19 protein-coding genes are annotated in these 24,200 nt (G+C 70.4%); 6 read left to right on the forward strand and 13 right to left on the reverse strand.

What is annotated here, in order from left to right:
* Positions 1-15 precede the first annotated feature (15 nt).
* On the forward strand, positions 16-495 hold the full coding sequence (locus tag M6D93_RS14680; RefSeq protein ID WP_249770157.1) for a metallopeptidase family protein: 480 nt from the start codon (positions 16-18) through the stop codon (positions 493-495).
* Positions 496-558: 63 nt separating this feature from the next.
* On the opposite strand, the gene M6D93_RS14685 is transcribed toward M6D93_RS14680, so the two are convergent.
* The 3 genes from M6D93_RS14685 to M6D93_RS14695 form a co-directional block, all read right to left on the reverse strand.
* Entirely contained in the window at positions 559-831 is a 273-nt protein-coding gene (locus M6D93_RS14685; protein WP_347343658.1) for a WhiB family transcriptional regulator, read from the reverse strand.
* A 230-nt stretch (positions 832-1,061) separates the two neighbouring features.
* Positions 1,062-3,566, reverse strand: coding sequence for a bifunctional FO biosynthesis protein CofGH (locus M6D93_RS14690; protein WP_249770159.1), 2,505 nt, complete (start codon positions 3,564-3,566; stop codon positions 1,062-1,064).
* Between the two features lie 27 nt (positions 3,567-3,593).
* Positions 3,594-3,809: a hypothetical protein gene (locus M6D93_RS14695; protein ID WP_249770161.1), complete on the reverse strand. Its 216-nt coding sequence runs from the start codon at positions 3,807-3,809 to the stop codon at positions 3,594-3,596.
* 158 nt (positions 3,810-3,967) lie between these two features.
* Here M6D93_RS14695 and M6D93_RS14700 point away from each other — a divergent pair, with 158 nt between their 5' ends.
* From M6D93_RS14700 to M6D93_RS14720, 5 genes are read left to right on the forward strand one after another with little or no spacing between them, the layout of a single operon-like run.
* Positions 3,968-4,630 carry a pyridoxamine 5'-phosphate oxidase family protein gene (locus M6D93_RS14700; protein WP_249770163.1) on the forward strand — a complete coding sequence of 221 codons (663 nt, stop codon included), beginning with the start codon at positions 3,968-3,970 and terminating at the stop codon, positions 4,628-4,630.
* Positions 4,630-5,610, forward strand: a complete 981-nt coding sequence (locus M6D93_RS14705; RefSeq protein WP_249770165.1) for a DUF4031 domain-containing protein — start codon at positions 4,630-4,632, stop codon at positions 5,608-5,610. Before M6D93_RS14700 ends, M6D93_RS14705 begins: the two co-directional genes overlap by 1 nt.
* A 28-nt stretch (positions 5,611-5,638) precedes the next feature.
* Positions 5,639-6,619: a 2-phospho-L-lactate transferase gene (gene cofD / locus M6D93_RS14710; RefSeq protein ID WP_249770167.1), complete on the forward strand. Its 981-nt coding sequence runs from the start codon at positions 5,639-5,641 to the stop codon at positions 6,617-6,619.
* Complete coding sequence (locus M6D93_RS14715; protein ID WP_249770169.1) at positions 6,616-7,974, forward strand: coenzyme F420-0:L-glutamate ligase; 1,359 nt, start codon at positions 6,616-6,618, stop codon at positions 7,972-7,974. The genes cofD and M6D93_RS14715 overlap by 4 nt, the downstream gene beginning before the upstream one ends.
* The gene (locus M6D93_RS14720) at positions 7,971-8,822 is read left to right on the forward strand and encodes a serine hydrolase domain-containing protein (RefSeq protein ID WP_249770171.1); all 852 of its coding nucleotides are present in this window, start codon (positions 7,971-7,973) and stop codon (positions 8,820-8,822) included. The genes M6D93_RS14715 and M6D93_RS14720 overlap by 4 nt, the downstream gene beginning before the upstream one ends.
* 21 nt (positions 8,823-8,843) lie before the next feature.
* On the opposite strand, the gene M6D93_RS14725 is transcribed toward M6D93_RS14720, so the two are convergent.
* The 10 genes from M6D93_RS14725 to M6D93_RS14770 all read right to left on the reverse strand — a co-directional run bounded on the left by M6D93_RS14725 (position 8,844) and on the right by M6D93_RS14770 (position 24,198).
* Positions 8,844-9,800 carry a DNA-3-methyladenine glycosylase family protein gene (locus M6D93_RS14725; RefSeq protein ID WP_249770173.1) on the reverse strand — a complete coding sequence of 319 codons (957 nt, stop codon included), beginning with the start codon at positions 9,798-9,800 and terminating at the stop codon, positions 8,844-8,846.
* Positions 9,801-9,806: 6 nt separating this feature from the next.
* On the reverse strand, positions 9,807-10,892 hold the full coding sequence (manB, locus tag M6D93_RS14730; RefSeq protein WP_249770175.1) for a mannose-1-phosphate guanylyltransferase: 1,086 nt from the start codon (positions 10,890-10,892) through the stop codon (positions 9,807-9,809).
* On the reverse strand, positions 10,889-11,884 hold the full coding sequence (locus M6D93_RS14735; protein ID WP_249770177.1) for a glycosyltransferase family 2 protein: 996 nt from the start codon (positions 11,882-11,884) through the stop codon (positions 10,889-10,891). The genes manB and M6D93_RS14735 overlap by 4 nt, the downstream gene beginning before the upstream one ends.
* A complete protein-coding gene (locus tag M6D93_RS14740; protein WP_347343660.1) occupies positions 11,881-13,008 on the reverse strand; it encodes a glycosyltransferase family 4 protein in 1,128 nt (375 codons plus the stop codon). Before M6D93_RS14740 ends, M6D93_RS14735 begins: the two co-directional genes overlap by 4 nt.
* A 137-nt stretch (positions 13,009-13,145) precedes the next feature.
* On the reverse strand, positions 13,146-14,270 hold the full coding sequence (locus tag M6D93_RS14745; protein ID WP_347343661.1) for a glycosyltransferase family 4 protein: 1,125 nt from the start codon (positions 14,268-14,270) through the stop codon (positions 13,146-13,148).
* Complete coding sequence (locus tag M6D93_RS14750) at positions 14,267-15,247, reverse strand: glycosyltransferase family 2 protein (RefSeq protein ID WP_249770181.1); 981 nt, start codon at positions 15,245-15,247, stop codon at positions 14,267-14,269. The genes M6D93_RS14745 and M6D93_RS14750 overlap by 4 nt, the downstream gene beginning before the upstream one ends.
* Positions 15,248-15,340: 93 nt before the next feature.
* A complete protein-coding gene (locus M6D93_RS14755) occupies positions 15,341-18,214 on the reverse strand; it encodes a YfhO family protein (RefSeq protein WP_249770183.1) in 2,874 nt (957 codons plus the stop codon).
* A gap of 135 nt (positions 18,215-18,349) precedes the next feature.
* Positions 18,350-20,284 (reverse strand): SpoIID/LytB domain-containing protein, encoded by a 1,935-nt coding sequence (locus M6D93_RS14760; RefSeq protein WP_249770185.1) that lies wholly within the window; start codon positions 20,282-20,284, stop codon positions 18,350-18,352.
* 93 nt (positions 20,285-20,377) lie between these two features.
* On the reverse strand, positions 20,378-22,867 hold the full coding sequence (locus M6D93_RS14765) for a glycosyltransferase (RefSeq protein WP_249770187.1): 2,490 nt from the start codon (positions 22,865-22,867) through the stop codon (positions 20,378-20,380).
* Entirely contained in the window at positions 22,867-24,198 is a 1,332-nt protein-coding gene (locus M6D93_RS14770) for an ABC transporter ATP-binding protein (protein ID WP_249770189.1), read from the reverse strand. Before M6D93_RS14770 ends, M6D93_RS14765 begins: the two co-directional genes overlap by 1 nt.
* Positions 24,199-24,200 lie beyond the last annotated feature (2 nt).

Below are 24,200 nucleotides of genomic sequence, written 5' to 3' on the forward strand. Positions count from 1 at the left end.
ACTAGGCTGCTGCGCGTGAGCACTCCCGCGCCAGGCCGAGCCGGTCGCCCCCCGCGTCGCGTCGGAGGCCGTCGGGACCGCCGGGGACGCGGCGTGCGCGGCATGCTGACCCCGCTCGGGCTGCCCGTCAGCGCCTCGCGCTCGGACCGGTTCGACGCGATGGTGCTGGCCGCGGTCGAGCACGTCCAACCACGGGTCGGCGAGCGACTGCGAGAGGTGGAGTTCGCGGTGGAGGACGTCCCCGGCTTCGCGGCGGACGGCACCAACGCCGACGAGTGGGACGTCCTCGACGACAACGAGGTTCCCCTGTCGCGGCTCTACCGCACCGGCCTGCCGGAACTCAAAGGGCCGGTGGTCGTTCTCTACCGACGACCACTGGAGACCCGGGCGCGGCGGCCGGAGGAACTGGCCGACCTCATCCACGACATCGTGGTGGAGCAGGTGGCCCGGCTGTTCGACATCTCCCCGGACGACATCGACCCGCCGCTGGCCTAGCGGCGGGTCGATGGATAGATCGACGAAGGGGCGATCCCCCGTCTTTCGAAGCGGGAGGTCAGGTCAGACGGCGCGCCGCTTCACCCGACGGCGCTCCCGCTCACTCAGACCGCCCCAGATCCCGAAGCGTTCGTCATTGGACAGCGCATATTCCAGGCACTCGCCCCGAACCTCGCAGCCGACGCAGATTTTCTTCGCCTCGCGGGTGGAGCCGCCCTTCTCGGGGAAGAACGCCTCCGGGTCCGTCTGAGCGCACAGGGCGCGTTCTTGCCAACTCTGCTCTTCGGGAAGCCCGAAGATCGAAGGCAGGTCCGCTTCGGCCAGGTGAGCCGGCATGTCCGTCACGGTGTGCTCCTACGGATGTTGATTGCGGATGGTGCGCCGGGGACTGATTCGCCCGGCATGCCGGCCACCGAACGGTTAGTTCGGCGTTCAGTGAATGACACGCATCGAATTACACTCGTGTCGTTACCGATAAGTCAAGCCGAAGCCTGCTATCCGCGTGACTTTTTACCTTGCCGGGCCCCGCGGGCCATCCCGATCGCCGAATCAGCCGGGTCGGGGACTCAGACCAGGTCATACAGCGTGGTGCGCTGGCGGGCGGGGCGGCCGGCCCGGGCGGCCAGTGCGTGCAGGTCCTCGACCGACTTCCGAGAGCCGTTCTCCGAGCCCGCCATCCGGGAAATGGTCTCCTCCATCAGGGTCCCGCCCAGATCGTTGACGCCGCTGCCGAGCATGTCGACGACCCCTTCGTCGCCGAGTTTCACCCAGCTCGTCTGGATGTTGCGGATCCGCCCGTGCAGCAGGATCCGGGCCATGGCGTGCACTGCCTTCGTCTCGCGCTGACTGGCGCCGGCCCGGGCGAGGCCGGCCAGGTAGATCGGGGCCTGCTGGTGCACGAAGGGCAGCAGGACGAACTCGGAGAACCCGCCGCTCTCGCTCTGCAGCCGCGCCAGCAGTTTCAGATGGGCGACCCAGTGCCGCGGATGGTCGACGTGGCCGTACATCATCGTGCTGGTGGTCGGCAGGCCGATCCGGTGAGCCGTCGTCACGACCTCGATCCAGGCCGAGGTCGGCAGCTTGCCCTTGGTGAGCACCCACCGCACCTCGTCGTCGAGGATCTCGGCCGCGGTACCGGGCAGGGATCCCACGCCGGCCTCCTTGAGCCCGATCAGGAATTCCTCGATCGACAGGTTCGCCCGGCTGGCGCCGTTGACGACCTCCATCGGACTGAACGCGTGCAGGTGCATCCCCGGTACCGCCGCCTTGACCGCACGGGCCAGGTCGAAGTACGCGCTCGCGGGCAGTTTTGGGTCGATGCCACCCTGCATGCAGATCTCCGTCGCGCCGTCCGCGGCCGCCTCGATGACCCGGTGCGCGATCTCGTCCGTGGACAGGGTGAAGGCGTCGGCGTCGGTGGCCCGCTGGGCGAAAGCGCAGAATCGGCAACCGGTGTAGCAGATATTGGTGAAGTTGATGTTCCGGTTCACGATGTAGGTGACGTCGTCGCCGACGGCGTCGCGGCGCAACTCGTCGGCCAGCGCCGCCAGCGCCCTCAGACCGTCGCCGTCGGCCATCATCAGCGTCAGCGCCTGCTCGTCGCTGAGGCCCGCGGGGTCTCGCTCGGCCGCGCGCAGGGCCGCCGAGACCTCGGATGCAAGGGCGCTGGCCCCGGGGGTGAAGACCTTGTCCCGCAGGGCATCCCAGTCGCCGTAGACCTCGTCGAAATCGCTGCGGCGATCCGCGCTGCGACCCTCGGTGTCCACCGCGGTGTTCAGGTCGATGCGCCCGGAGGACACCCATTCCGAATCCGGCTCCTGCCACGCCAACCCGCTCGGTCGTAGCGGCGTACCGCGGTCACCGAGAGCGGCCAGACCGCTCGTCCGGTCGGCCAGCGCGCGCACGTGTGGCAGCACCCGGGGGTCCAGCCAGGGCGTCTCGGCCCGCACATAGCTCGGGTGCACGGTGAGGCGCTCGGTCAGGCTCAGCCCGCGATCGGCCAGCAGCCGGCTGAGCTTGTCGAGCTCCGGCCAGGGACGTTCGGGGTTGACGTGGTCCGGAGTCAGGGGCGAGATTCCGCCGAAATCGTCGACCCCGGCGTCGAGCAGCAGCAGGCATTCGGTGATGTCCACGAGATTGGGTGGGGCCTGCAGGCGCAGCTTGGGTCCGAGGACGAGGCGGGAGACCGCCAGCGTGGCCAGGTACTCCTCCAGGTCCAGGTCGGGGTCGTTGCGCATCGCCGTGTCGTCCTTGGCCCGGAAGTTCTGCACGATCACTTCCTGGATGGCCCCGAACTGGCGCGCGCTGCCCCGAATGGCGAACAGCGACTCGGCCCGCTCGAGCCGGTTCTCCCCGATTCCGACGAGGATGCCGGTCGTGAACGGGATGTTGAGCCGGCCCGCGTCGGTCAACACCCGCAGCCGGACCTCAGGATCCTTGTCCGGGCTGCCGTAGTGCGGGCCGCCCGGCTCGGTGAACAGGCGCCGAGCCGTCGTCTCCAGCATCATGCCCATGCTCGGGGCCACGGGCTTGAGCCGCTGCAGCTCGGTCCAGCTCATGACGCCCGGGTTGAGGTGAGGAAGCAGTCCGGTGCGTTCCAGGACGGCGATCGCGGCGGCCCGGACGTAGTCCAGAGTCGAGTCGTAGCCCCGTTCGTCGAGCCAGTCACGGGCGGCCGTCCAGCGTTCCTCGGGTCGATCGCCCAAGGTGAACAACGCCTCCTTGCAGCCCAGCGCCGCACCCTGCTCGGCGATGGCGACCACCTCGTCGATCTCCAGGTAGGCCGACGCGACCCGGTGCGGAACGGTGGCGAACGTGCAGTAGTGGCAGCGATCCCGGCACAACCGGGTCAGCGGGATGAAAACCTTGCGGGAGTAGGTGATGACGCCGGGGCGACCGGCCTGCACCAGGCCGGCGTCCCGGACCCCGACGGCCAGCCCCATCAGCTCGGTCAACTGCTCGCCGCGGGCGGCCATCAGCACCGCGGCCTCCCCGGTGTCCAGGGCGGCGCCGTCTCGGGCGCGGCGCAGGGCGCGGCGCAGGGCGGACTCGGACGGCTGTTCGACGCTCACCCGGTCGAGCCTAGGCGCTGCCGACGGTCATGGTGCAGTGGAGGCTGACCTGCTCACAGTGTCGACCGTCCGGGATGAACCCATCGCGGCCGCGGGTTGAACGATGCTCACGACGTCGGCCACCCTGGGCCCGGCGGGCCGCAGCTGGATCTGGTCGGCGGCCGAGGCGGCGACACCACAGCCGATGACGAAACAGGCGCTGGCCGTCAGCGCGGCGGTGGCGAGTCCGAGGACGAGCTTCACGTGTGGGTCCTGACGAATCGAATGCGGTACCCGTGGGGGGCGGGACGGCGAAAGCGTAGCGATGTAGAACCTTCGTTAAGTGGAGGTTGATGATCTTCGGCGCGTCCTGCCCGGTCGGCGTCGGAATATCCGCCCAACCCCTGTCGGATAATGGGTTCATGGCCGCCGTCCCGCCCGAACAGCCCGCCCCCTCGGCACCGTCCGAGCCGACCGTCGAGATCCACAGCGAGGCCGAACTCACCGAAATACTCGGCATCGCACTGCCCGCCGCGGCGAACAAGGTTCGCCCGGCCCTGCACGATCTCGATCGACAGTGGCTGGCCGCCTCACCGTTCTGCCTGGTCGCCACCTCTGACGCGCACGGACACTGCGACGTCTCCCCCAAAGGCGACCCCGCCGGTTTCGCGCTCGTGCTGGACGAGACCACGCTGGCCATCGCCGAACGCCCGGGCAACCGGCGCGCGGACGGCTTCCGCAACGTCCTCGCCAACCCGCACGTCGGGCTGATCTTCCTGGTACCGGGCCGCACCGACACCCTGCGCGTCAACGGCCGCGCCCGGCTGGTGCGCCAGGCGCCGTTCTTCGACCGGATGACGGTGCGAGGGCACCGTCCAGCGCTGGCTCTCGTGGTCGACGTGGAGGAGGTCTTCTACCACTGCTCCAAGGCTTTTCTGCGGTCGAAGCTGTGGGATCCGCAGGCGTGGCACCCCGAACAGGTGCCGGACCGAGCCGACATCGTGCACACCGTCGAACGCCCACACGAGGACCTGGCCGCCATCCGCGAGCACTACGGCCCGTCCTACGCCGAGAACCTCTACTGATGCCGACCTACGTCGACACCGTCCGCGACTATCCCGACGCGGGCCTTCGCTACACCCGCTTCTGCCATCTGCTCGCCGATGAACGCGACGAACTGCACGCCCTGGCCGCGCACCTGGGCATGCCGCGCCGGTTCTTCCAGGACCACCCGTGGCGCTGGCACTACGATCTGCCCGAGCACCTGCGTGCAAAGGCGATCTCGCTCGGCGCGGCCGAGGTCGAGATGCACTTCGTGGGCCGACTCCTGCGCAACCGTCGCGAGACGGCCCTGCGCATTCCGGCGCAACGGTCGCCGCGACTGGCGACGAGCCAGCCTGAGCACGCCGCGCTCGACGGTGAACACCTGCCGCTGGCGTTGCGGGTCGCCCGACTGTGCCTGGATCCGGCCAGCGGCTCGATCACCCATCGCCAGCACGTCGGCATGGCCATCCGGGGCGCGTTGCTCGTCGAGTTGGCCGAGGCGGGACTGCTCGTCGGGCCCCGGGTCGCTCACGCGCAACCAGGGACCCCGCCGCATCCGATGCTGGCCTCGGTGCATCGAGCCGTTGGCGGGCGCCCCGGCCTGCCCTTCGGGCGGTGGTTCTCCCACGTCGACGCCGACCTCAGGGCTGCGGAAACCGCCTTGCTGGACAACGGGATCTGGGTCTGCGGGCCGGACGGGCGGTTGACCGACGGGTCGGCGGGAGCGGTGCTGGTCCGGGCGCAGGAGATCGAGGGTCTGCTTGCCCCAGCCAGCCCAGCCAGCCCGGGCAGCCCAGCCAGCCCGGGCAGCCCGACCAGCCCGGGCAGCCCGGGCAGCGCACGGATCGAGGGCCTGCTCGCGCTCGGCGGCGGCCTGTCCGGCGGTCGACCTCGTCCGCGGCTCGCGCTGGACTGGGGCAAGACCGCCGGATTCGAGGGCAACCCGACGGTCGCCGCGATCGTCGAACAGACCCTGCGCAAGCAGCGCGGCCTGGCCCTGTTCCGGGTGCTCTCCGGCTGACCCGCGCAGACCCAGTAGGTTTTGACGAGTGCGCATCACTGTGTTGGCCGGCGGCATCGGCGGAGCGAAATTCCTGACCGGCGTGCGCGCCTTCGCCGAGCAGCGCGGGCAGGACGGCGACCCGAGCGAGGTCACCGCGATCGTGAACACCGGCGACGACGTCACCATGCACGGCCTGCGGATCACGCCGGACCTGGACAGCGTGCTCTACACCCTCGCGGGCGTGATCGACACCGAGCGTGGCTGGGGCCGGGCCGGCGAAAGCTGGCGGATCAAGCAGGCACTGGCCGAATACGGCGCCGAGCCGAGCTGGTTCGGCCTCGGCGACCTCGACATCGCCACCCACCTCGTCCGCACGCAGATGCTCGACGCCGGCTATCGGCTCTCCGACGTCACCGCGGCGTTATCGCAACGATGGCAACCCGGCGTCCGTCTGCTGCCCATGACCGACGAACGCTGCGAAACCCACGTCGTGGTCAGCGGCCCCGGTCCTGAGGACCCGCGCCGCGCCATTCACTTCCAGGAATGGTGGGTGCGTTATCGGGCCGGACTCGCCGCCGAAGCCTTCGTCCAGGTCGGGCTGGACCAGGCCAAACCCGCTCCGGGGGTGATCGAGGCGATCGCCGGAGCGGACCTGGTCCTGGTGGCCCCGTCCAACCCCGTGGTCTCGATCGGCACGATCCTGGCGGTCGACGGTATCGGCGAGGCGGTGCGGACGACCTCCGCCCCGGTCGTCGGTCTGTCGCCGATCGTCGGGGGCGCCCCGGTCCGCGGGATGGCCGATCGATGTCTGGCGGTGATCGGCGTACCCACGACCGCCGAGGGCGTCGGGTTGCACTACGGGTCCCGACGGGACGGCGGGCTGCTCGACGGCTGGCTCGTTCACAGCGGGGACAGTGCGGTCGTCCCGGGGGTCTCGGTGCGCCAGCGCCCGCTGCTGATGACCTCCGCGGAGGTCACCGCCGAGATGGTGGCCGACGCGGCCGGTCTCGTCGGGATCAGCACGTGAGCCGGCCGGGTGCCGCGCCCCCCGACCGCATCGAGATCCTGCCGGTCCTCGGGCTCGGCGAGATCCGGCCCGGGACCGATCTGGTCGCCGAGCTGGCCGCCGCCGCCGGTTGGTTGCGCGACGGCGACGTCCTGGTCATCACGTCCAAGATCGTGTCCAAGGCCGAGGGCCGGCTGGTCGCGGCGGGAGTGACCGACGCCGAACGCCAGGCGGCCCGCGACCAGGCGATCGTGGCCGAGACCGCGCGAGTCGTGGCCAGGCGCGGGAGCCTCACCATCGCCGAGACCCGGCAGGGCTTGGTGATGGCCGCGGCCGGGGTGGACGCCTCGAACGTGGCCGCCGGCGAGATCGCGTTGCTGCCCGTGGATCCCGACGCCTCGGCGGCGGCGTTGCGTGCCGGCCTGGCCGACCGGCTCGGCGTGAACGTCGGCGTCGTCGTCTCCGATTCCTTCGGGCGGCCGTGGCGGCACGGCATCACCGACATCGCCATCGGGGTGGCCGGGCTGACCGCCGTCACCGACGAACGGGGCGCCGTGGACAAGTTCGGCAACACTCTGATCGTGACGGAGGTCGCGGTGGCCGATGAACTCGCCGCCGCGGGCGACCTGGTCAAAGGAAAGCTGAACGACATTCCCGTCGCCGTGGTCCGCGGCTGGCGCTACACCGACGACGGTCTCGGAACCCGCCGGCTCATCCGGGGCGCGGGTGAGGACCTGTTCCGGCTCGGCACGAACGAGGCGATCGCCCTGGGCCAGGCGCAGGCCTCGGGCGCGGATCCGGACGGCGTGACGGCGGCGGTCACCGCGCTGCACGCCGACACCCTGGCCACCCTGGCCGCGATGCCGCTCGACGCCGCCGACGGCACGGGGCAGGCCGCGATCCGGGAAGGCTTCTACGCCCTGCTGGCCGCGCGGCCCGACGCCACCCGGCGGGCCTGCGCGCCCGGACACGTGACCGCCAGCGTGCTCGTCTTCGACCACGACCGCACCCACGTGCTGCTCACCCTGCACCCGCGAGTGGGTGCCTGGCTGCAGCTCGGCGGCCATGTCGAGGACGACGACGACTCGATCCTGGCCGCCGCCGCACGTGAGGCCGCCGAGGAGAGCGGTATCGCGGGGATCGCGCTGGAACCCTGGCCCTTCGACCTGGATGTGCACCCGATCACCTGCTCGCTGGGCGTCCCGACGCGCCACTTCGACGTCCGCTTCGTCGGAGTCGCCCCGCTGGGGGCCCAGGCGGTGATCAGCTCCGAATCCGACGACCTGCGCTGGTGGCCGGTCGACGCACTGCCGAGCGGCGTCGCTGCGGAGTTGCCGGCGCTCATCGCGCGGGCCCTGCGAACGGGACGCCGGTGAATGCCCTGCAACAGCTGCGGTCCTGGCCGGTGACAAGAGCCGCGGCGGCGGTCGTGTCCGCGGCGGGTGTGATCGCCGGCCATGGCGACCTGGACGAGCCGTTCCTGCTCGCCTCGGTGACCAAACCGCTGACCGCGCTGGCCACCCTCGTCGCGGTCGAGGAAGGCGCCCTCGGCCTCGACGTGGCCCTCGGCGAGACCGGGCTGGTCGATGCGTCCGTCGCCGCGCAGCTGCCGGGCGCGACCCTGCGGCATCTGCTGGCGCACGCGTCGGGAATCGCGCCGGACAAGCCCATCCGGGCGGCGTCCGCGGGCACCCGCCGGATCTACTCCAACGCCGGCTACGACCTCATCGGGACCATGGTCGAGGCGGCCACGGAGATGCCCTTCGCCCAGTACCTGTCCGAGGCGCTGTTCGCGCCGCTTGCCATGTCGGCGGCCGAGCTGCGTGGTTCACCCGCCAAGGACGCCTGGGCCGGCGTGTCCGACCTGGCCGGCCTGCTCGCGCACCTGCTCGACCCGGCCGGGCTGCTGCACGCCAGCAGCCTGCAGGCAGCGACCACCGTGCAGTTCCCCGGGCTGTCCGGTGTGCTGCCCGGCTTCGGACGTCAGGAACACAACGACTGGGGGCTGGGCTTCGAGATCCGCGACCACAAGCAACCCCACTGGACCGGAGCGCGGAATTCGCCGGCGACGTATGGGCATTTCGGGCGCAGCGGCACCATGGTCTGGCTCGATCCGGCCGCCGGACTCGCGCTGGTGGCGCTGAGCGATCGGCCCTTCGACGAGTGGGCCGCGAACGCGTGGCCGGCGCTGTCGGACTCCGTCCTGGACGAATTCGGTCGTTGATCGGGCCGCTGTACTGAGAGCTCAGATGGCGCGGATGTCGTTCGGGCTGAAGCGCGGCCCGAACTTCTGCGGCGTCCGGCCGGACAGCTCGATCAGCCGCACGATGCGCGCCCGGTGTCCCCGCCACGGCGCCAGCAGTTCCAGCATCGTCTCGTCGGTGGTACGCACCGCACCGGCCAGCGCATAACCCACCAGGTTCTTCAGGTGAAAGTCCCCCACGCTGACGGCGTCCGGGTCGGCCCAGGCGCGCAGGGCGACCTCGGCCGCGGTCCACTCACCGACCCCGGGAACGACCCGAAGGCGTCGGGACGCCGAGGCCGGATCGCCGGACAGAGCCAGGGACACCGACTCCTCCAGACGGCGGGCGACCGTACCGGCGGCACGGATGCTCCGGTACCGCTGCGAGTCCACCCCGAGCCGGTGCCACTCCCACGTCGGGATCGCGAGCAGGTCCGAGGGCGCTGGCATCAACCACAGTTCCGGCGCGTCGGCCCGGGCGGCCGGTACCGGGGCCGGCTCACCGAACCGGCGCAACAGCCCGCGCCAGGCCCGCCACGCCTCACCCCCGGTCACCCGCTGCTCCAGGCAGCCGGGGACGAGGGCCTCGAGCACCAGGCGGGTTCCGGACAGGTGCACACCGGCCCTCGTCCGTCGGACCTCGGCCAGGTGCGGGACCCTGGTCAGGTCCAGCTCGGCCCAGGCCGCTCGCTCCGCCTCGGTCTCGCCCACCAGCAGAGGCAGCCCGTCGAGGGTCCAGTCGGCGCCGGGACCCCAGGCTCGGCCGGTGAGCACGCCGTCGCGCTGCGACAGGACCAGGGTCGCCGGACCGACCGGCGTCCGGCTCGCTCGCCACAGGCCGTCGAAGCGGACGACCATGCTCGGATCGGCAGAGCTACGCCGGTGCAGGCCCAGCGTGCGGGCAAGGTCCAGCGGGCCGGACAACGGGAGCCGACGCAGGAGCTCGGGCGTGCCGGTCATCGAGGCTCAGCGGTCCGCCGAGAACCGGACGCCGCCATCGGGCAACTCCACCTCGGGCCAGACCCGCGCGCCCGCCAGCAGTTCGACATTGCGTCCGATCCGGGCCCGGTCCCCGATGACCACGTCGCACAGGACGCTGCCTTCTCCGATCCGGGCGTCGGTGCCGACGATGCTGTCGGTGATCCGGGCACCGGCCGCCACGACCGCGCCGTCGAAGAGCACCGAGCCGATCACCACCGCGCCGGAACCGACCGTGCAGCCGCGCCCGACGGTGGTTCCACCGGTCAGGGTGGCGTCCGGCGCGATCGCGCAGCCCTCGAGCACGAGGGCCTCACCGGTACGCCCGGCCAGGACCGCGCTCGGGGCCAGCCCGCGCACCAGGTCGGCCGAGCCGGCCGCGAAGTCACTGGGCTTGCCGAGATCACGCCAGTACGTCGAGTCCACGTAGCCGACCAGCATGGCTCCGGACTCGAGCAGCTGCGGGAACGTCTCCCGCTCGACCGACACCGGCCGGCCCACCGGGATCGACTCGACGACCTCGCGGGTGAAGACGTACGTGCCGGCGTTGATCTGGTCGGTGACCGGGTCCGGATCCTTCTCGAGGAACCCGGTCACCCGCCCGTCCGGGTCGGTGGGGACGCACCCGAACGCACGCGGGTCCGAGACTTTCGTCAGATGCAGCGTCACATCGGCCTGGGCTCGCTCGTGCCGGGCCAGTAGCGCCGACAGATCGCAGCCCGACAGCACGTCGCCGTTGAAGATCATCGCGGTAGAGCCGCGCAGCAGGTGCGCGACGTTGCCGATCGCCCCGCCGGTGCCGAGCGGCTCGGTCTCGATCACGTACTCCAGATCCAGCCCCAGGGACGCTCCGTCGCCGAAGTACTCGCTGAACACCTCGGCCTGGTAGCTCGTGCCCAGGATGACGTGATCGACGCCGGCGGCCTTGATCCGGGACAGCAGGTGCGTCAGGAACGGCACACCGGCGGTCGGCAGCATGGGCTTGGGTGCCGAGAGGGTCAGTGGCCGTAACCGCGTGCCCTTCCCACCCACCAGGACGACGGCGTCCACGTCGTCGCGCCGCTGTGCGCTCATGTCGATCTCCCTGTTTCTGAGGGTCCGCGGTCTACTGGGTCATCGTGTCGAGTCGATGTTTCGATCACGGAACCTCCGGCCGGCGCACCGCCCACACCGGGGGCCGGCCGGCGCGAGAGTCGTTCCAGCAGGCGTGCGCGCGCGCCCAGGCCCAGTCGCAGCGCCAGCCGCAGCGGTGCGTGGCGCAGGCCCGGATAACGCCCGGCCAGGTACGTCATCGCGCTGTGGTGGTGCTCGGCCAGCATCGCCGAGCGGTGCCGGGACGTGGAGTGGCCGCCGAGGTGGACGATCTCGGCCGAGGGCACGTAGACGTTGAGCCAGCCGGCCCGGTCCAGTCGCTCGCCGAGGTCGACGTCCTCGAAGTACATGAAGAACTTGGGATCGAAGCCGCCGACCGCGTCGAAGGCCACCCGCCGCACCAACACGCACGAGCCGGACAGCCAGCCCGCTGTGCGCTCGGTGACCGCGTCCTTCTCCCGCCGGTAGGCCGACGTCCACGGGTTCGTGGGCCAGAACCAGCCGAACAACGCGTGCCCGACGCCACGCCCCAGGGACGGAAGGGCGCGGGCGGACGGGTAGATCGCGCCGTCGCCGGTTCGGATGAGCGGACCCAACGCGCCCGCCCGTGGCCACCGGCTCGTGGCGGCGAGCAGGGCATCGAGCGTGTCCTCGCGCAGGATCACGTCGGGATTGGCGATGAGGACCCATTCGGTGGCCGTGGCCGCAACGCCGCGGTTGGCCGCCTGCCCGAAGCCGAGATTGCCACCGGTGCGCACCAGTTGCAGGCCCGGACGGATCACCGCGCGTTCGACCGAACCATCGGTCGAGCCGTTGTCGGCGACCACCACGGGCACCGTAGAGCCATCGGCGAGCCGGACCGAGTCCAGGAACGCCGCCAGGGTGTCCCCCGGCGAGTACGTGACCGTGACCACGGACACCGGAGCCGGCGGTGTCGGCTGGGCGGGCGGTGTCATCGGTGTGGGCGGCGTCATCGGGAAAGCGCCGTCCGGAACGCGTGCAGATGCGCCTGGGCGGCACGGTCCCAGGTGAACTCCGCGGCCCGGGCGATACCCGCCGCGGCCAGCTGCAAGCGGCGCCCGGGATCGTCGAGCAGGCCGGTGAGCGCCGCCGCGATCGAAGCTGCGTCGGTCTCGGTGTAGGCCACCGCGTCCCCGCCCACCTCGGGAAGGGCCAGGCGGCGGGTGGTGAGCACCGCCGTCCCGCACGCCATCGCCTCGAGCACGGGCAGGCCGAAGCCCTCGCCGAGGGCGGGATAGGCCACCACCTCGGCGCCGCCGAGCAGGGCGCGCAGAGACTCGACAGGAAGGTAACCGGGCCGCAACAGACGCAGCGACGGGGCGCTGCGTGTGACGGCCGCGACGGCGTCGTCGATCTCGGCGTCCCACCCGCGTCCACCGGCCAGCACCATGGCCGGCGCCCGGTCCCGGCCGGACGCTGCCTGCTGCCAGCCGCGCACCAGGTTCACCAGGTTCTTCCTCGGCTCGATCGTGCCCAGGAACGCGACGTAGTCCTGCGAACCGAGGTCGAGATCGCGGCGCAGCTGCTCGATCTCCGCGTCGCTGGGCCGGTGGAAGGTGGCCGAGTCCACGCCGTGGTGGGCCACCACGGCTCGCGCGGCCGCCGGGGACACCAGCCGGACGAGCTCGTCCCGGGTGGCGGCGGAGGGCACCACCAGGGCCGCGGCTCGTCGCACGGCCAGCCGCGTCGCTGCCCGGAAGAAGTGCCGTTTGAGCGGTTGGTGCAGGTCGGGATTGGAGAAGAAGGTGGCGTCGTGAAGGGTGACCACTACCGGAACCCGGCACGCGAGCGGCATCGTGTAATGCGGTGAGTGCACCACCTGCGCCCCGACCCGGCGGGCAAGAGCGGGCAAGGTGGTCTGTTCCCACACCATCCGGTTTCGCCGGGAAGCGATCCGTCCGCTCGCCGCGACCACCTCGGCGCCGGTCCGGCCGAATGCCTCGGCATCGTGAGCCTGCGCGGCCACCACCAGCGCCAGCCCGTCGGTGCGCGCCAGCGCCGGGATCAGCTCCTCGAGGTAGCGGCCCACACCACGTCGGTCGACCGGGATGGCGGTGGCGTCGAGCAGTACACGCAACACCGCGAGCTCCATCCGTTCCGGCCGGACCGGGCCCCGCGGGCTGGTCGCGACCTGTCTGTCGACTGGCGTGCCGGCCCGGCGTGAGCCGTCCGGGCGAACCGTGGAAGTTTACCGTCCGGCCCGGACGCCGGCGGTCAATTCGCGCCCCGGACCAGGCTCCGATACAGCGCCCAGGCTCGTTCGGCGACCTTCGGCCAGGTGTAGCTCGCCGCCTGTGCGCGTCCGGCTGCGCTCAGCGACTCGGCGAGGCCCGGTTCGGTCAGCACCCGCTCGATGGCCGCCGCCAACGCACCGGCGTCCTCGCGCGCCACGACCAGCGCGGCCTGGCCCGCGACCTCCACCAGGGCAGGCGCGTCGGAACTGATGACCGGCGTCCCCGCGGCCATCGCCTCGGCGACGGGCAGCCCGAAACCCTCCGCACGACTGGGCATCAGCAGCGCTCGGGCACCGCGCAGCAGCAGGTGCAGCTCCGGGTCGGACACGCGTCCCAGCAGCTTCACCCGCTCGGCCGGTAGCCCGAGCCGCGCGGCGGCACCGACCAGGTCGAGACCGCCCCAGCCCGGCTGTCCGACGATGGCCAGAACCGGTCCGCCCGCGGCGGTTAGGGCCAGCGCGGCGAGCGCGACGTCGAGTCCCTTGCGGGGTTCCAGGGTGGCCAGCGACAGCACGTAGGGCCGTTCGTCGAGACCGAAGGCGGTCACCGCGGCGGCGACCGCGGCCGGGTCCGGCTCGGCCCGGAACGCCGCCGAGACGCCGGCGCCGAGCACGTGGACCCGCGCGGGTTCCAAGCCGGGCAGCACGCCCAGCAGCTCACGCGCCACCACCTGGCTCGGCACCGCGATCGCGGCGGCCTGCTCGACGGCACGCTCGGCCATCTCGATGTGCCACCTGACCCCGCGCGGGGTCAGGGTCTCCGGGTGGGTCCAGGGAACGGTGTCGTGGATGGTGACCACCAGCGGGGCGCGGCTCGGCGGGGGCAGCAGGGGTGTCGGCGCGTGGACGAGGTCCGCGCGGGAAAGCCGCGGGCCGGACCGATGCTCCCAGGCCAGCACGAGCCCGCGGGCCGGCAACGGGAGCCGGGTCAGCGGGACACCGGCCGCGCGGGCCGCGGTGAGATCGCGGTGCCAGGCGGTCACGCCACGAACCCGATCCGAGGGATCGGCGGACTGCGCGAGCGCCGCGGCCAGTTCGACGCTGTAGCGGCCCGTCCCGCCCGGAACCGGGGCCAGGGCCTGCTCCAGCAGGAAGTCGATCCTCAGGCCGAGACCCGCAGCTCGGCCTGGGACAGATCCTCGCCCTGGTTGAAGCGCATCTTCTTCGTATGTTCGAGGCTGTCCTCGATGAGCATGCGGTTCGTGCGGATCAAGTCGGAGAGGATGCCGATGATCACGCTCATGAAGGACATGATCAGCAGGACGGCACCGACGAGCAGCGACTGCAGGTGACTGCCCGGAGAGTTGGTGAACTGCAGGATCAGGAAGCGGAGGAAGGGCAGCAGCCCGAGCGCGCCGAGGACGCCGGCCAGCCAGCTGAAGATCACGTACGGCTTGTACATGATGTAGGAGCGCACGATCGCGCCCGCCGACTTCAGGACGTGCTGGTAGCTGGAGTTGAACAGGCGGGACTCACGAGTCTTGGGGTTGGTGAGGATCGGCAGGCTGGCGATCTTGAGCTTCTTGTTACCCGCCTGGATGATCGTCTCCATGCAGTAGCTGAACCGGGTGATCGTGTTCAGCAGCATGATGCTCTCGCGCGAGTAGGCACGAAACCCGCTGGCGGCGTCGGGCAGATCGGTGCCGGCGGCGCGGTTGACGATGTTGCTGCCGAACTTCTGCAGCGCGACCTTGCCCCGGGAGAAGTGCTCGACCAGGTGGACCTGCCGGTCGCCGATCACGATGTCGGCCTCGCCGCGGATGATCGGCTGGACCAGGTCGGTGATCCGCTCCTGCGGGTACTGGTTGTCGCCGTCGGTGTTCACCACGATGTCGGCACCGAGTTCGAGCGCTCGCTGGACGCCGTCGTGGAAGGACCGGCCCAGGCCGCGGTTGCGCGCGTGACGGACGAAGTGCGTGACGCCGTAGGACTTGGCGACATCGACCGTCCGGTCGGAGGACCCGTCGTCGATGATCAACACGATGATCTCGTCGATACCGGGGATCGACTTCGGGATCGACTCAAGGACGAGCGGCAGAGTCTCTTCTTCGTTCAGGCAGGGAACCTGGACCACGAGTCGCACGGAATGAACCTCACTTAGTCGTGAACCGGTCGCCGGGGCCCCAAGGGCCGCGGCCGCGGGTCAGCCGGCCACCGGTGGATAGCCGCAGTGATACTACCGTGACCGCGCCGTGTCACCGGTTGTGCGCGCATGGGAAACCACGCGCCGACGCCGCCACCACAGCAGGACGAGCACGGCGAAGATCACCCAGGACAGGGCCGACGCCGCGGTTCCCAGCCTCAGTCCCGGCACCGTGTAACGCAGCACGACCCGGTGCTGTCCGGCCGGAACGTCCACCGCGACCATCGCGTTGTTGGCCGGGACCAGGGGAACCGTCCGGCCGTCCACGCTCGCCGACCAGCCGGGCTGTTGCATGGAGTCGGCGACTACGAGATAGCCCGAGCCCTGAGCGTCCACATCGACATCGAGCGTGCTCTCGGCGTCATCGGCGACTGTGACCTTGGCGCCGCTCCCGGAGGCGGCCGGGGCAGCCGAATCCAGGATCACGCCGCCGTCGGGCAGGCCGGCCTTCAGCGCGGCCAGGCGCTGAACGGGGTCGGTGACCACGCTCGACCGGGAGGCCCAGTGGACGCGCGACACCGCCGACAGACGCCGGTACACGATCGCGCCACCATCGCTGTGGACGAGTTTGAGGTTGTCCTTGACCGGGGCGATCGTGCCGCACGACGGGACGCCCGCCGCCCCGGAGACGTCGAACGTGCCCGCGGCACCGGTCGTCCAGACCTTGGCCGTCACCGCGGTACCGGCCGGGATGTCCTCGCCGGGAACCGCGATCGAGATCTGGTTGGGGGATGAGAAACCGCCGCCGAGCGAGCGGGCCCCCGAGATCGTCCCGGTCGGGGTCTGGACCTCGGCATGCACGGTCACCCCGGGCTCGGCGGTGCCGGGCAGTCCGTGCGGGAACGCCACAGTCACCGCGCGCAGCGGCCCGGCCAGCGACGGGCAGGTGAGCTGCTGGCCGTTGCCGGCGGGGAAGGTCGTCGCGGTCGGCGGCACGGCCACGACGGTCCCCGGAATCTCGTAGTCGTCGCCCACGAAGTACTTCACCGCCAGCTGGTCGAGCACCTTGAGATCGCCGGCCGTCTTGGCGTTCAGCGCCGCTTCGTGGAACTGGGAGAACGTGGGGGTGAGCATCGCCTGCGGGTCGACGCTGGTGAGCAGCTCCTTCCAGGAATCCTGGGTGAACTCGTGCCCGACCGGAGTGCGCAGCCCGTAGTACACCGACGTCGCCGGGTACAGGATGTTGTCGCTGGAGGCGAAGCGATCACCGCCGAGGTTGGCCTCCAGGAAGGAATGGGTCGTCGTCACCGGGTAGAAGTTGTCGCGGTTGTTGGTGGGCATCGCCTCGCGGAAGAACGTGACGCTCTGGCCCACCGCCAGCACCGGCAGCAGCACGATCGCCACGATCCGCAGCCAGCGCGGGCCGATCAGCGCCCCGGCCAGCAGCAGGAAGCCGGCGATCAGCAGTTCCACGCCGGCCCGGGTGGCCTTGGAGAAGTAGTGCAGCTGCCGGGCGACGGCAGCCTGGGTGTGGGCGTCCTTGAGCGCGGCCGCCAGGACGAGCGCGATGACGGCGGTGAGCAGGCCGCCGGCGATCCACCCGCCCGGGCCCTGCAGCACGCGGGCCAGCGGACCCCGGCCCTGGGCGCCGATAGCCGACAGCACCCGGGAATCGGTTTCCGGCTCGTCGGCAGCTTCCTCGATCGGTTGCGCCTCAGCGGCGGCGGCGGTGTCAGTCGGCTCGGCCGGACCGATCAGGCCGTTGATCCGCATCAGCCGGTCGAAGCCGAGACCGGCCAGGGCGGCGACCAGGAAGCCGAACAGCGAGCGGATCCGCCCGATGGCGTTGTTGGAGAAGACCGGCAGGTGCTGCAGGGCCGCCAGTGGCGGGCCACCGAACCAGCACACGACGACGACCACGACCAGGGTGACGGTCAGGATCGCGCCGGCGCTGCGGGCCACACCATCGCTGCCGCGCATACGCGAGCGCGCGAAGACCGCGGCCAGGGCCAGCACGATGGTGATCGCCCCGATGTATGCGACGTTCTCGATCGGGTTGGTAGGAGTCAGCGACTGCCCGTTGACGCAGGTGCCCTGGGAGTCACCCGCGAAGGTGGTCACCAGACTCGACAGGCTGGAGTGGAAGCTCGGAAGCTGCTGGCGGTAGTCGAGGTTGACGGTCTTCAGCTGCTTGGCGAAGGGCCAGAGCTGGAAGGCCGACAGGCCGAAGCCCAGCGCCAGCGCACCGACCGCGTAACCCAGACCGGCGACGATCGGGCGCAGATCACGCCGGTGCAGCACCACCAGGCGTACGAGGAAGTACGGTGCCGCCGCGTAGATGGCCATCCCGGTGACGGACGGGAAGCCGCCCAACAGCATCGACATCACGACCACGGCCAGCGGCAACATCGAGCTCGCCCGTTTGCGTTGCACCAACAGTTCGGTCGACCAGAACAGCGCCGGGATCAGCGCGGCGACTCTGGTCTGGGGCCAGTTGCTCCACATCACCATGAAGGAGCTGGTCGCGAAGATGATGCCGGCCAGGATGCCCGCCGCCCGGGAGGCCCGCAGCCGCCGCAGGTAGAGCACCATCCCGCCGATGGCGACGGCGAATTCGGTCAGCTTGACGAAGGCCGGGGCCAGCCAGAGCGGCAGGACGAAATACGGCCAGGACAGCGGGGAGAACTGGCCGCCGTTGGGGATGCCGCCGAGGGAGAAACCGCCCACCGAGCGCGTCGACCAACTCGGAAAGTGCCCGTGCAGCAACGAGGTCCGGATCTGCGCCACGGTCGGCAAGATCGTGTCCAGGGTGTCGCCACGGCAGATGTTGCTGTTGGCGATGTCGACCCCGTTCGCCGACTGCCACGGCACGTAGCGGGTGAACAGGTTGGCGTCGATGAGGGTGGCCCCGCCGACCAGCGCCTGTCCGATGGTGGCGACGACGAACAACCCCAGAAGACCGAACATGAGCCTGTCGATCCAGCTCGATCGCATGCCACGCACGAGGGCGCCCTCACCACCAGACCATGTCGCGCGGCCCGGGGTGACTGCGCATCGGAGGGAGTCTAACGGACCGCCTCGGACGTCCGATCAGACGATCCGTCAGCCGATAGTGCGGCAGGACAGCAACCGATTACTGCCCGCGCCGGCCACGTTGATGCCGAAAACGCAGATCTGGTGGCGACCGGTGGGGACCGCGACCGGCACGCTGAAGCCGACCTGGTTGCCGGCCAGGTGATAGCGCGACTGGATGTCCGGACGGGCGGAGGACGCAGCGAAGGAATAGCCCTTCGCCCCGACGTAGACGTGTACCCGGCCGTTCGGGCCACCGTTGAGGTTGGGGTCGAAGGTCCACCCGCTGAACCGCACCGTGCCCGCCCCGCCCGGATGGCCGGACACCCTCGTCACCGATTCGGTCTGGCCGATCGGGCTGTCACTGGCCGTCAGCACGACGCAGCCCAGCAGGACGTCGGACTGGCCGCTGGCGGCGGCGAAGGCACACACCTTGTGCGCGCCGTTCGGCACCGGCATCGTGACCGAGAAGCCGAGCAGGTCGGATCCGGACCCGACGCTGGCCTGGACGTCCGGCCGGGCGAGTGCCGACGTACTGGACTTGCCGGTCCCGTCGACGTAGGTGTGAACGCGGCCGGTTCCCGCCGTGCTGGCCGGATCCCAGACCCAGCCGGTGAGGACTGCCGTGTGCCCGTCCTGCAACACCACGGAATCGAGGTGGCCGGTCAAGGAGTTCGAGGTGCCGGCGAACCAGGCCTGCGGGATGTTCATCGCGTCGGCCAGCTCGAAACCGGTCGTCGAGACCGACCGCGCCTGACCGCCGCCCGTGCCGTAGACGGTGGCCGCGGTGATCCGGCCGCCCCATTGGCCGTGCCCGTCCCGGGTGTTGATGACGATCTTGGCCAGGCTGCTCAGGCCGTAGTAGGAGGCGACCGCGCGCTGGCTCACGGTCCTGGACCACCCGAGGTACGGGTCGCCACTGGAAGCCTCGTACGGGTCGGCCTTGGCGACCAGATACGGCTGGCCGCCGTCGGTGGTCCAGCCCCCGTTCGAGGCTGAGAACTGCGCGAAGATGGTGCTCGAGCCGTACCTGAGGACGCGGCCGGCGGTCGCGACGACCGCTGCCTCGGAGCCGGTCTCCTCGCCGTAGACCAGTCCACCGCCGGCGGCGTCGTGTTCCTTGCCCGCATAGACCTGGCAGGAGGTGGTGTCGCAGATGTCATAGCTGTTGGACGCGTTGTGCTCCACCGCGTAACGCGCGTAGCTGCGAGCGGCGACCGCCTGGGCCTGCACCGCCGCAGCCTGCCAGGACGAGGGCATCTCGCGGGGGACGACACCGCGCACGTAATCGTCCAGGCCCACCTTGTTGACCGTGATCTCGCCGGCGCCGGACCGGACCGCGCCCAGCGTCCCTCGATACACCGTCGAGCTGCCGTCGGACAGCCAGCGCCGCACCCGCCCGGAACTGGCGCTGAACGCGGCGCTGGTGGCCGCCACGGTGAAGGAGGTGTGCCAGGCCCCGGCGCTGAGATAAGCCACCGCGAAACCCGATCCGGACGGCGTCAGGCGCCAGCGGCTGGCCCCGGCCACCGACAGGGCTTTGGAGCCGCCGCTCCAGCTGAGCGTCAGGCCCGCTCCGGTGCCGATGGTGGTGACGGCTCCGTCAGAGGTCAGACCCACCCGGACGGAGCTACCGGCGAGCGCGGCCAGGCTCGTGCCCGGATAGTAGAAGGCGAGGATCTGCTGGTAGGTCAGGCCCGCGCCGGCCGCGCCGCGCGCTCCGTACTGGCTCAGACCGTGGCCGTGGCCGTTGCCGTTGCCCACGATGGTCCAGCTGCCCGGGGCGGTGGCCTTGAGGTACTCGGCACCGGCCGCGGAACTCTGCGGTGTGAACGAGGCGAACGACAGGCCCGCCACGCTGAGGACAGCCACCGCGGCCGCGACCGCCCGCTGCCGAGGGGTACGGCCGAGCCGGTGGGCCTTGCCGACCCGGTCGGGCCGGATCGCGAACGGTGACGCTGACACAGCCGTGGCCTCCAGATGCAACGGGGCAGGGCGTGGCCGGAGGGCCACGCGATCCCCTCCCCTATCGGCGGGTGCGCTTGTCGATCAAGGAGCTTAGCGGAGCCCGAGCTTGCGGCGGATCCGTCCGGCCGCCCGCCGGGTGAGCTCCTCGACCCCACCTTCGGACAGGTACTTGCGGGCCAGCGCCAGGTCACCGCGGCCGCCGACGGTCGCGCCCGACTTCCGCGCCTTGCGCCGGGCCGAACTGAGGATCTCGGCGTCGGGGGCCCGTTCGGGCGCCCGGCAGAACTCGATCAACGGCGCCAGCGCGGCCGACCACTGGAACTGCGGTGCGACCCGGGCGACGGCAGCCCGGCTCTCGGCGATGAAGGCCTCGTCGTAGAGGCAACGCTCCAGCGCCTCGGCCAGGGCGTCGACGTCCTGCTCGGGCACCGCGACCCCGAGCTTCTCGACGCGGACCAGATCTCCGAAGTTGTCGCCGTCGGTGACCACCACCGGCAGACCGGCCCAGAGATAGTCGAGGATCCGGGTACGGAAGGAGAACGTCGTCTCGATGTGCTCGAAGTGGGTGCTCACGCCCAGGTCGGCATCGAGGAGATAGTTCTTGCGGTCGGAGTAGTCGACCCAGCCCTCGTTGAAGAACACCACCTTGCCGGTCAGGCCCAACGAGTCGGCCAGGGCCCGGGTGCGCTCGACCATCCGCATCTTGGGCACCAGGGCGTTCGGGTGCTGGGTGCCCAGGAAGAACAGCCGCACATCCGGGTGTCGGGCCGAGAGCTTGTCGACCGCGCGCAGCAAGGTCAGCGGATCGAACCAGTTGTAGATGCCGCCGGCCCACAGGATGACCTTGTCCTCGGCCGAGATGCCCGGCACCGAGCCGCCCTTGATCGGCGAGCGCTCCTGCACGGCCCGCTCGTCCGGCAGCCCGAACGGAACCACCGCCACCAGCGACGTCAGCGTGGAGTCGCGGTCATAGGTGCGAGGGTTCAGGCGGCCGACCGCGGCGAGCTGGCCGAGCCAGAAATGCCGTTGCTTGTCACTGGCGCACAGGAAGAAGTCTCCGCGGCGGAGCTGGTCGTTGAGCACCTTCGTGGTGGAGGCGACGTCGGCGGTTCGTTTGTGCGGCTCGTCGCCGCGCGTCTGCTCCAACTGCTCCAGGTGCATCGGGTCGTACAGATCCACGACCAGGATCTTCTCAGTGTCGGCCAGCCACGGGATCTGGTTCAGCAGGAAGCCCTGGAAGACCACGATCTCTGCCCACTCGACGTCGGCCTTGAGCTTGGCGATCGGTCGTTCGAGCACCTCGAAGCGGGTCTCGTCCAAGCTGCAGGAAGTGGTGGACACGAGCCGGACGTCGTGCTCGTCGGCCAGCGCCTCGGCGATGTGCAGCGCCCGGATGCCGGGACCGGCCATCTTGACCGACAGCGGATCGCCGGTGACGACGAGCACGCGGGAGCGGCCGGAGAACACCTCGGTGATGCCGAAGGCGTCGACCAGGGCCTGGTGCCCCGCGAGGTACCGCTCGTTCGGGATGGCCGGCTCGATGGCCTTGCGCATCAGCGGCATGATCTCGCGGTCGGTCCGCACGCGCTTGGCCTGCAGTTCGGCGCGGGACTTCTCCAGCGACGGCAGCTGATCCAGGAAGTAGTCGATCGCGAAGGCGCCGGTCAGGCCGCGTCGCGACACCTCGATGGTCTCGGCCGAATCGTCGCCGGTGCTGCGCCGCAGATCGAGCGAGCCGGTGTCGACGCCGCCGAGGGCGAGACCGCGCCGGACCGACAGCATCAACGCCGGGGCCAGCAGCTTGAGCAGGGTCTCGTCCTGAACGTTCTTGTACAGGCTCATCAGGGCGTTTCGTTCGAGCAGGTACCACTCGCGGTACGCGCCGAAGGCCTTCATGGACGCGTGGTGCTTGTGGAACACCACCGAGGTCGGGACGTAGCGGACCCGATGGCCGAGGATGTTGAGTCGCCAGCCGTAGTCGACGTCCTCGTAGAACATGAAGTAGCGCTCGTCGAAGCCGCCGACCTCGGCGAACAGGGCCGTGCGCGTGACCATGGCCGAGCCGGTCGCGAACAGTACGTCCTTGGGCTGCTCGGCATCACCGGTATACGGACTGCCGGCACCGGGCTTGTAACCCATGCCGTACCACGCCAGGGCGGCGTCGGTGAAGTCGACGTCCACGCCGTCCCAGTCGAGTACCTTGCTGGCGACACAGCCCACGGTCGAGTCGTCGGCCAGGGCGCGCACTGCCTCGACCAGCCACGCGCGGTCCGGCCGGGCGTCGTTGTTGATGAAGGCCAGGAACTCACCTCGCGCCAGGCTCGCACCGAAGTTGCACCCGGCTGTGAAGCCGCCGTTGCTGCCGCTGGCAAAGACCCGTACCCCGGACGGCGCCTCCTGACTCAGGCGTTCGAAGCTGCCGTCGCCGGAGTCGTTGTCGACACAGATGATGTCGAGCAGCTCGCTCGGGTAGTCCAGTTCGGTCAGCTCGCGCAGGCAGGTGAGAGTGTCTTCGGCGCCCCGGAAGTTCAGGACCACGATCGAGACGACACCGTTGGTCAGCGCGCTCTGGTCGGTCATCACACTCCCGCTTCCTGCGCCGTCACACCCGGCAGCGATGGCTGCCCGTTTGCGGCCACGGGGTCCGACGCTGACGCCGAGGTTGACGCTGACGTTGACGCCGACGCAGACGTTGACGCTGACGTTGACGCTGATGTTGACCACGTGCCGCCGAGAGCCAGGATGCCACCCGATTCGTGCGGTGTCCCGGCCCCCACCTCGAAGCGCAGCGCCTGCCGCCGGAAGTCGAACGTGTGATTGGTCGTGTAGTCGGTGATCGCGGCGAGGATGTCGAACGTCCCGGGTTGCAGCATGAGCCGCTCGACCCGCAGGTCCACCGTTCCGGTGCCGCTGATCGAGTCCGGCACGACGCCGCCGTCGCGAGAGTTGTGCGCCCAGGCGTAGACCCCTTCCAGGGTCTCGATCGCCAGTCCGAACACCGGCCGGCTGATCGGCTCGTGTGCGTTGTAATGCACCCGCAGCGCGACCGGGTCACCGGTGTGGACCCGGGTGGTGGGCTGACCGTCCCGCCCGATCAGCTCGACACGTTCGATATGGGCCTCGCCCGAACCCCATCGGCCGGACTCCTCCGGCTCCTCGGAGCGGTCCACGTGAACGGCGTCGACGTAGGAGTCCACCGTTTCGGTGGCCGGACCGTAGCCGACGACCTTGCCCTTCTGCAGCCACACGGCCTGGTCGCACATCGTGCGCAGCGAGCCCATCGCGTGGGACACGATCACCACGGTCTTGCCGGCCTCGCGGAACTGCGCGAACTTCTCCATGCACTTTTCCTGGAACGCCGCATCGCCGACGGCGAGCACCTCGTCGACGAGCAGGATGTCCGGGTCGACGTTGATCGCCACCGAGAATCCGAGCCGGACGTACATGCCGGAGGAGTAGTTCTTCACCGGCTGGTCGATGAACTCACCGATGTCGGCAAAGCCGACGATGTCGTCGAAGCGGCGGTCGATCTCAGCCTTGCTCATGCCCAGGATCGAGCCGTTGAGGTAGACGTTCTGGCGGCCGGAGAGCTCCGGGTGGAAGCCGGAACCCAGTTCCAGCAGGGCGGCGAGGGTGCCACGGGTGGTGACCTGGCCGCTGTTGGCCCGGTAGATGCCGGCGATGACCTTCAGCAGCGTCGACTTACCGGAGCCGTTCTCGCCGATCAGGCCGAAGGTCGAGCCCACCGGGATGTCGAAGGACACGTCCTTGAGCGCCCAGAAGTCCTCGTACTCGGCCCGGCGCCCACGCATCAGCGCCGCCTTCAGCGACTGGTTGCGCTCGTGGTAGAGCCGGAACCGCTTGGAGACCTCGTTCACCGAGATGGCGGGTGCATTCGTGTTGTCGGTCATGT

Origin of the sequence: Jatrophihabitans telluris (assembly GCF_023516435.1) — a bacterium.
Classification (GTDB): Bacteria; Actinomycetota; Actinomycetes; order Mycobacteriales; family Jatrophihabitantaceae; genus Jatrophihabitans_A; species Jatrophihabitans_A telluris.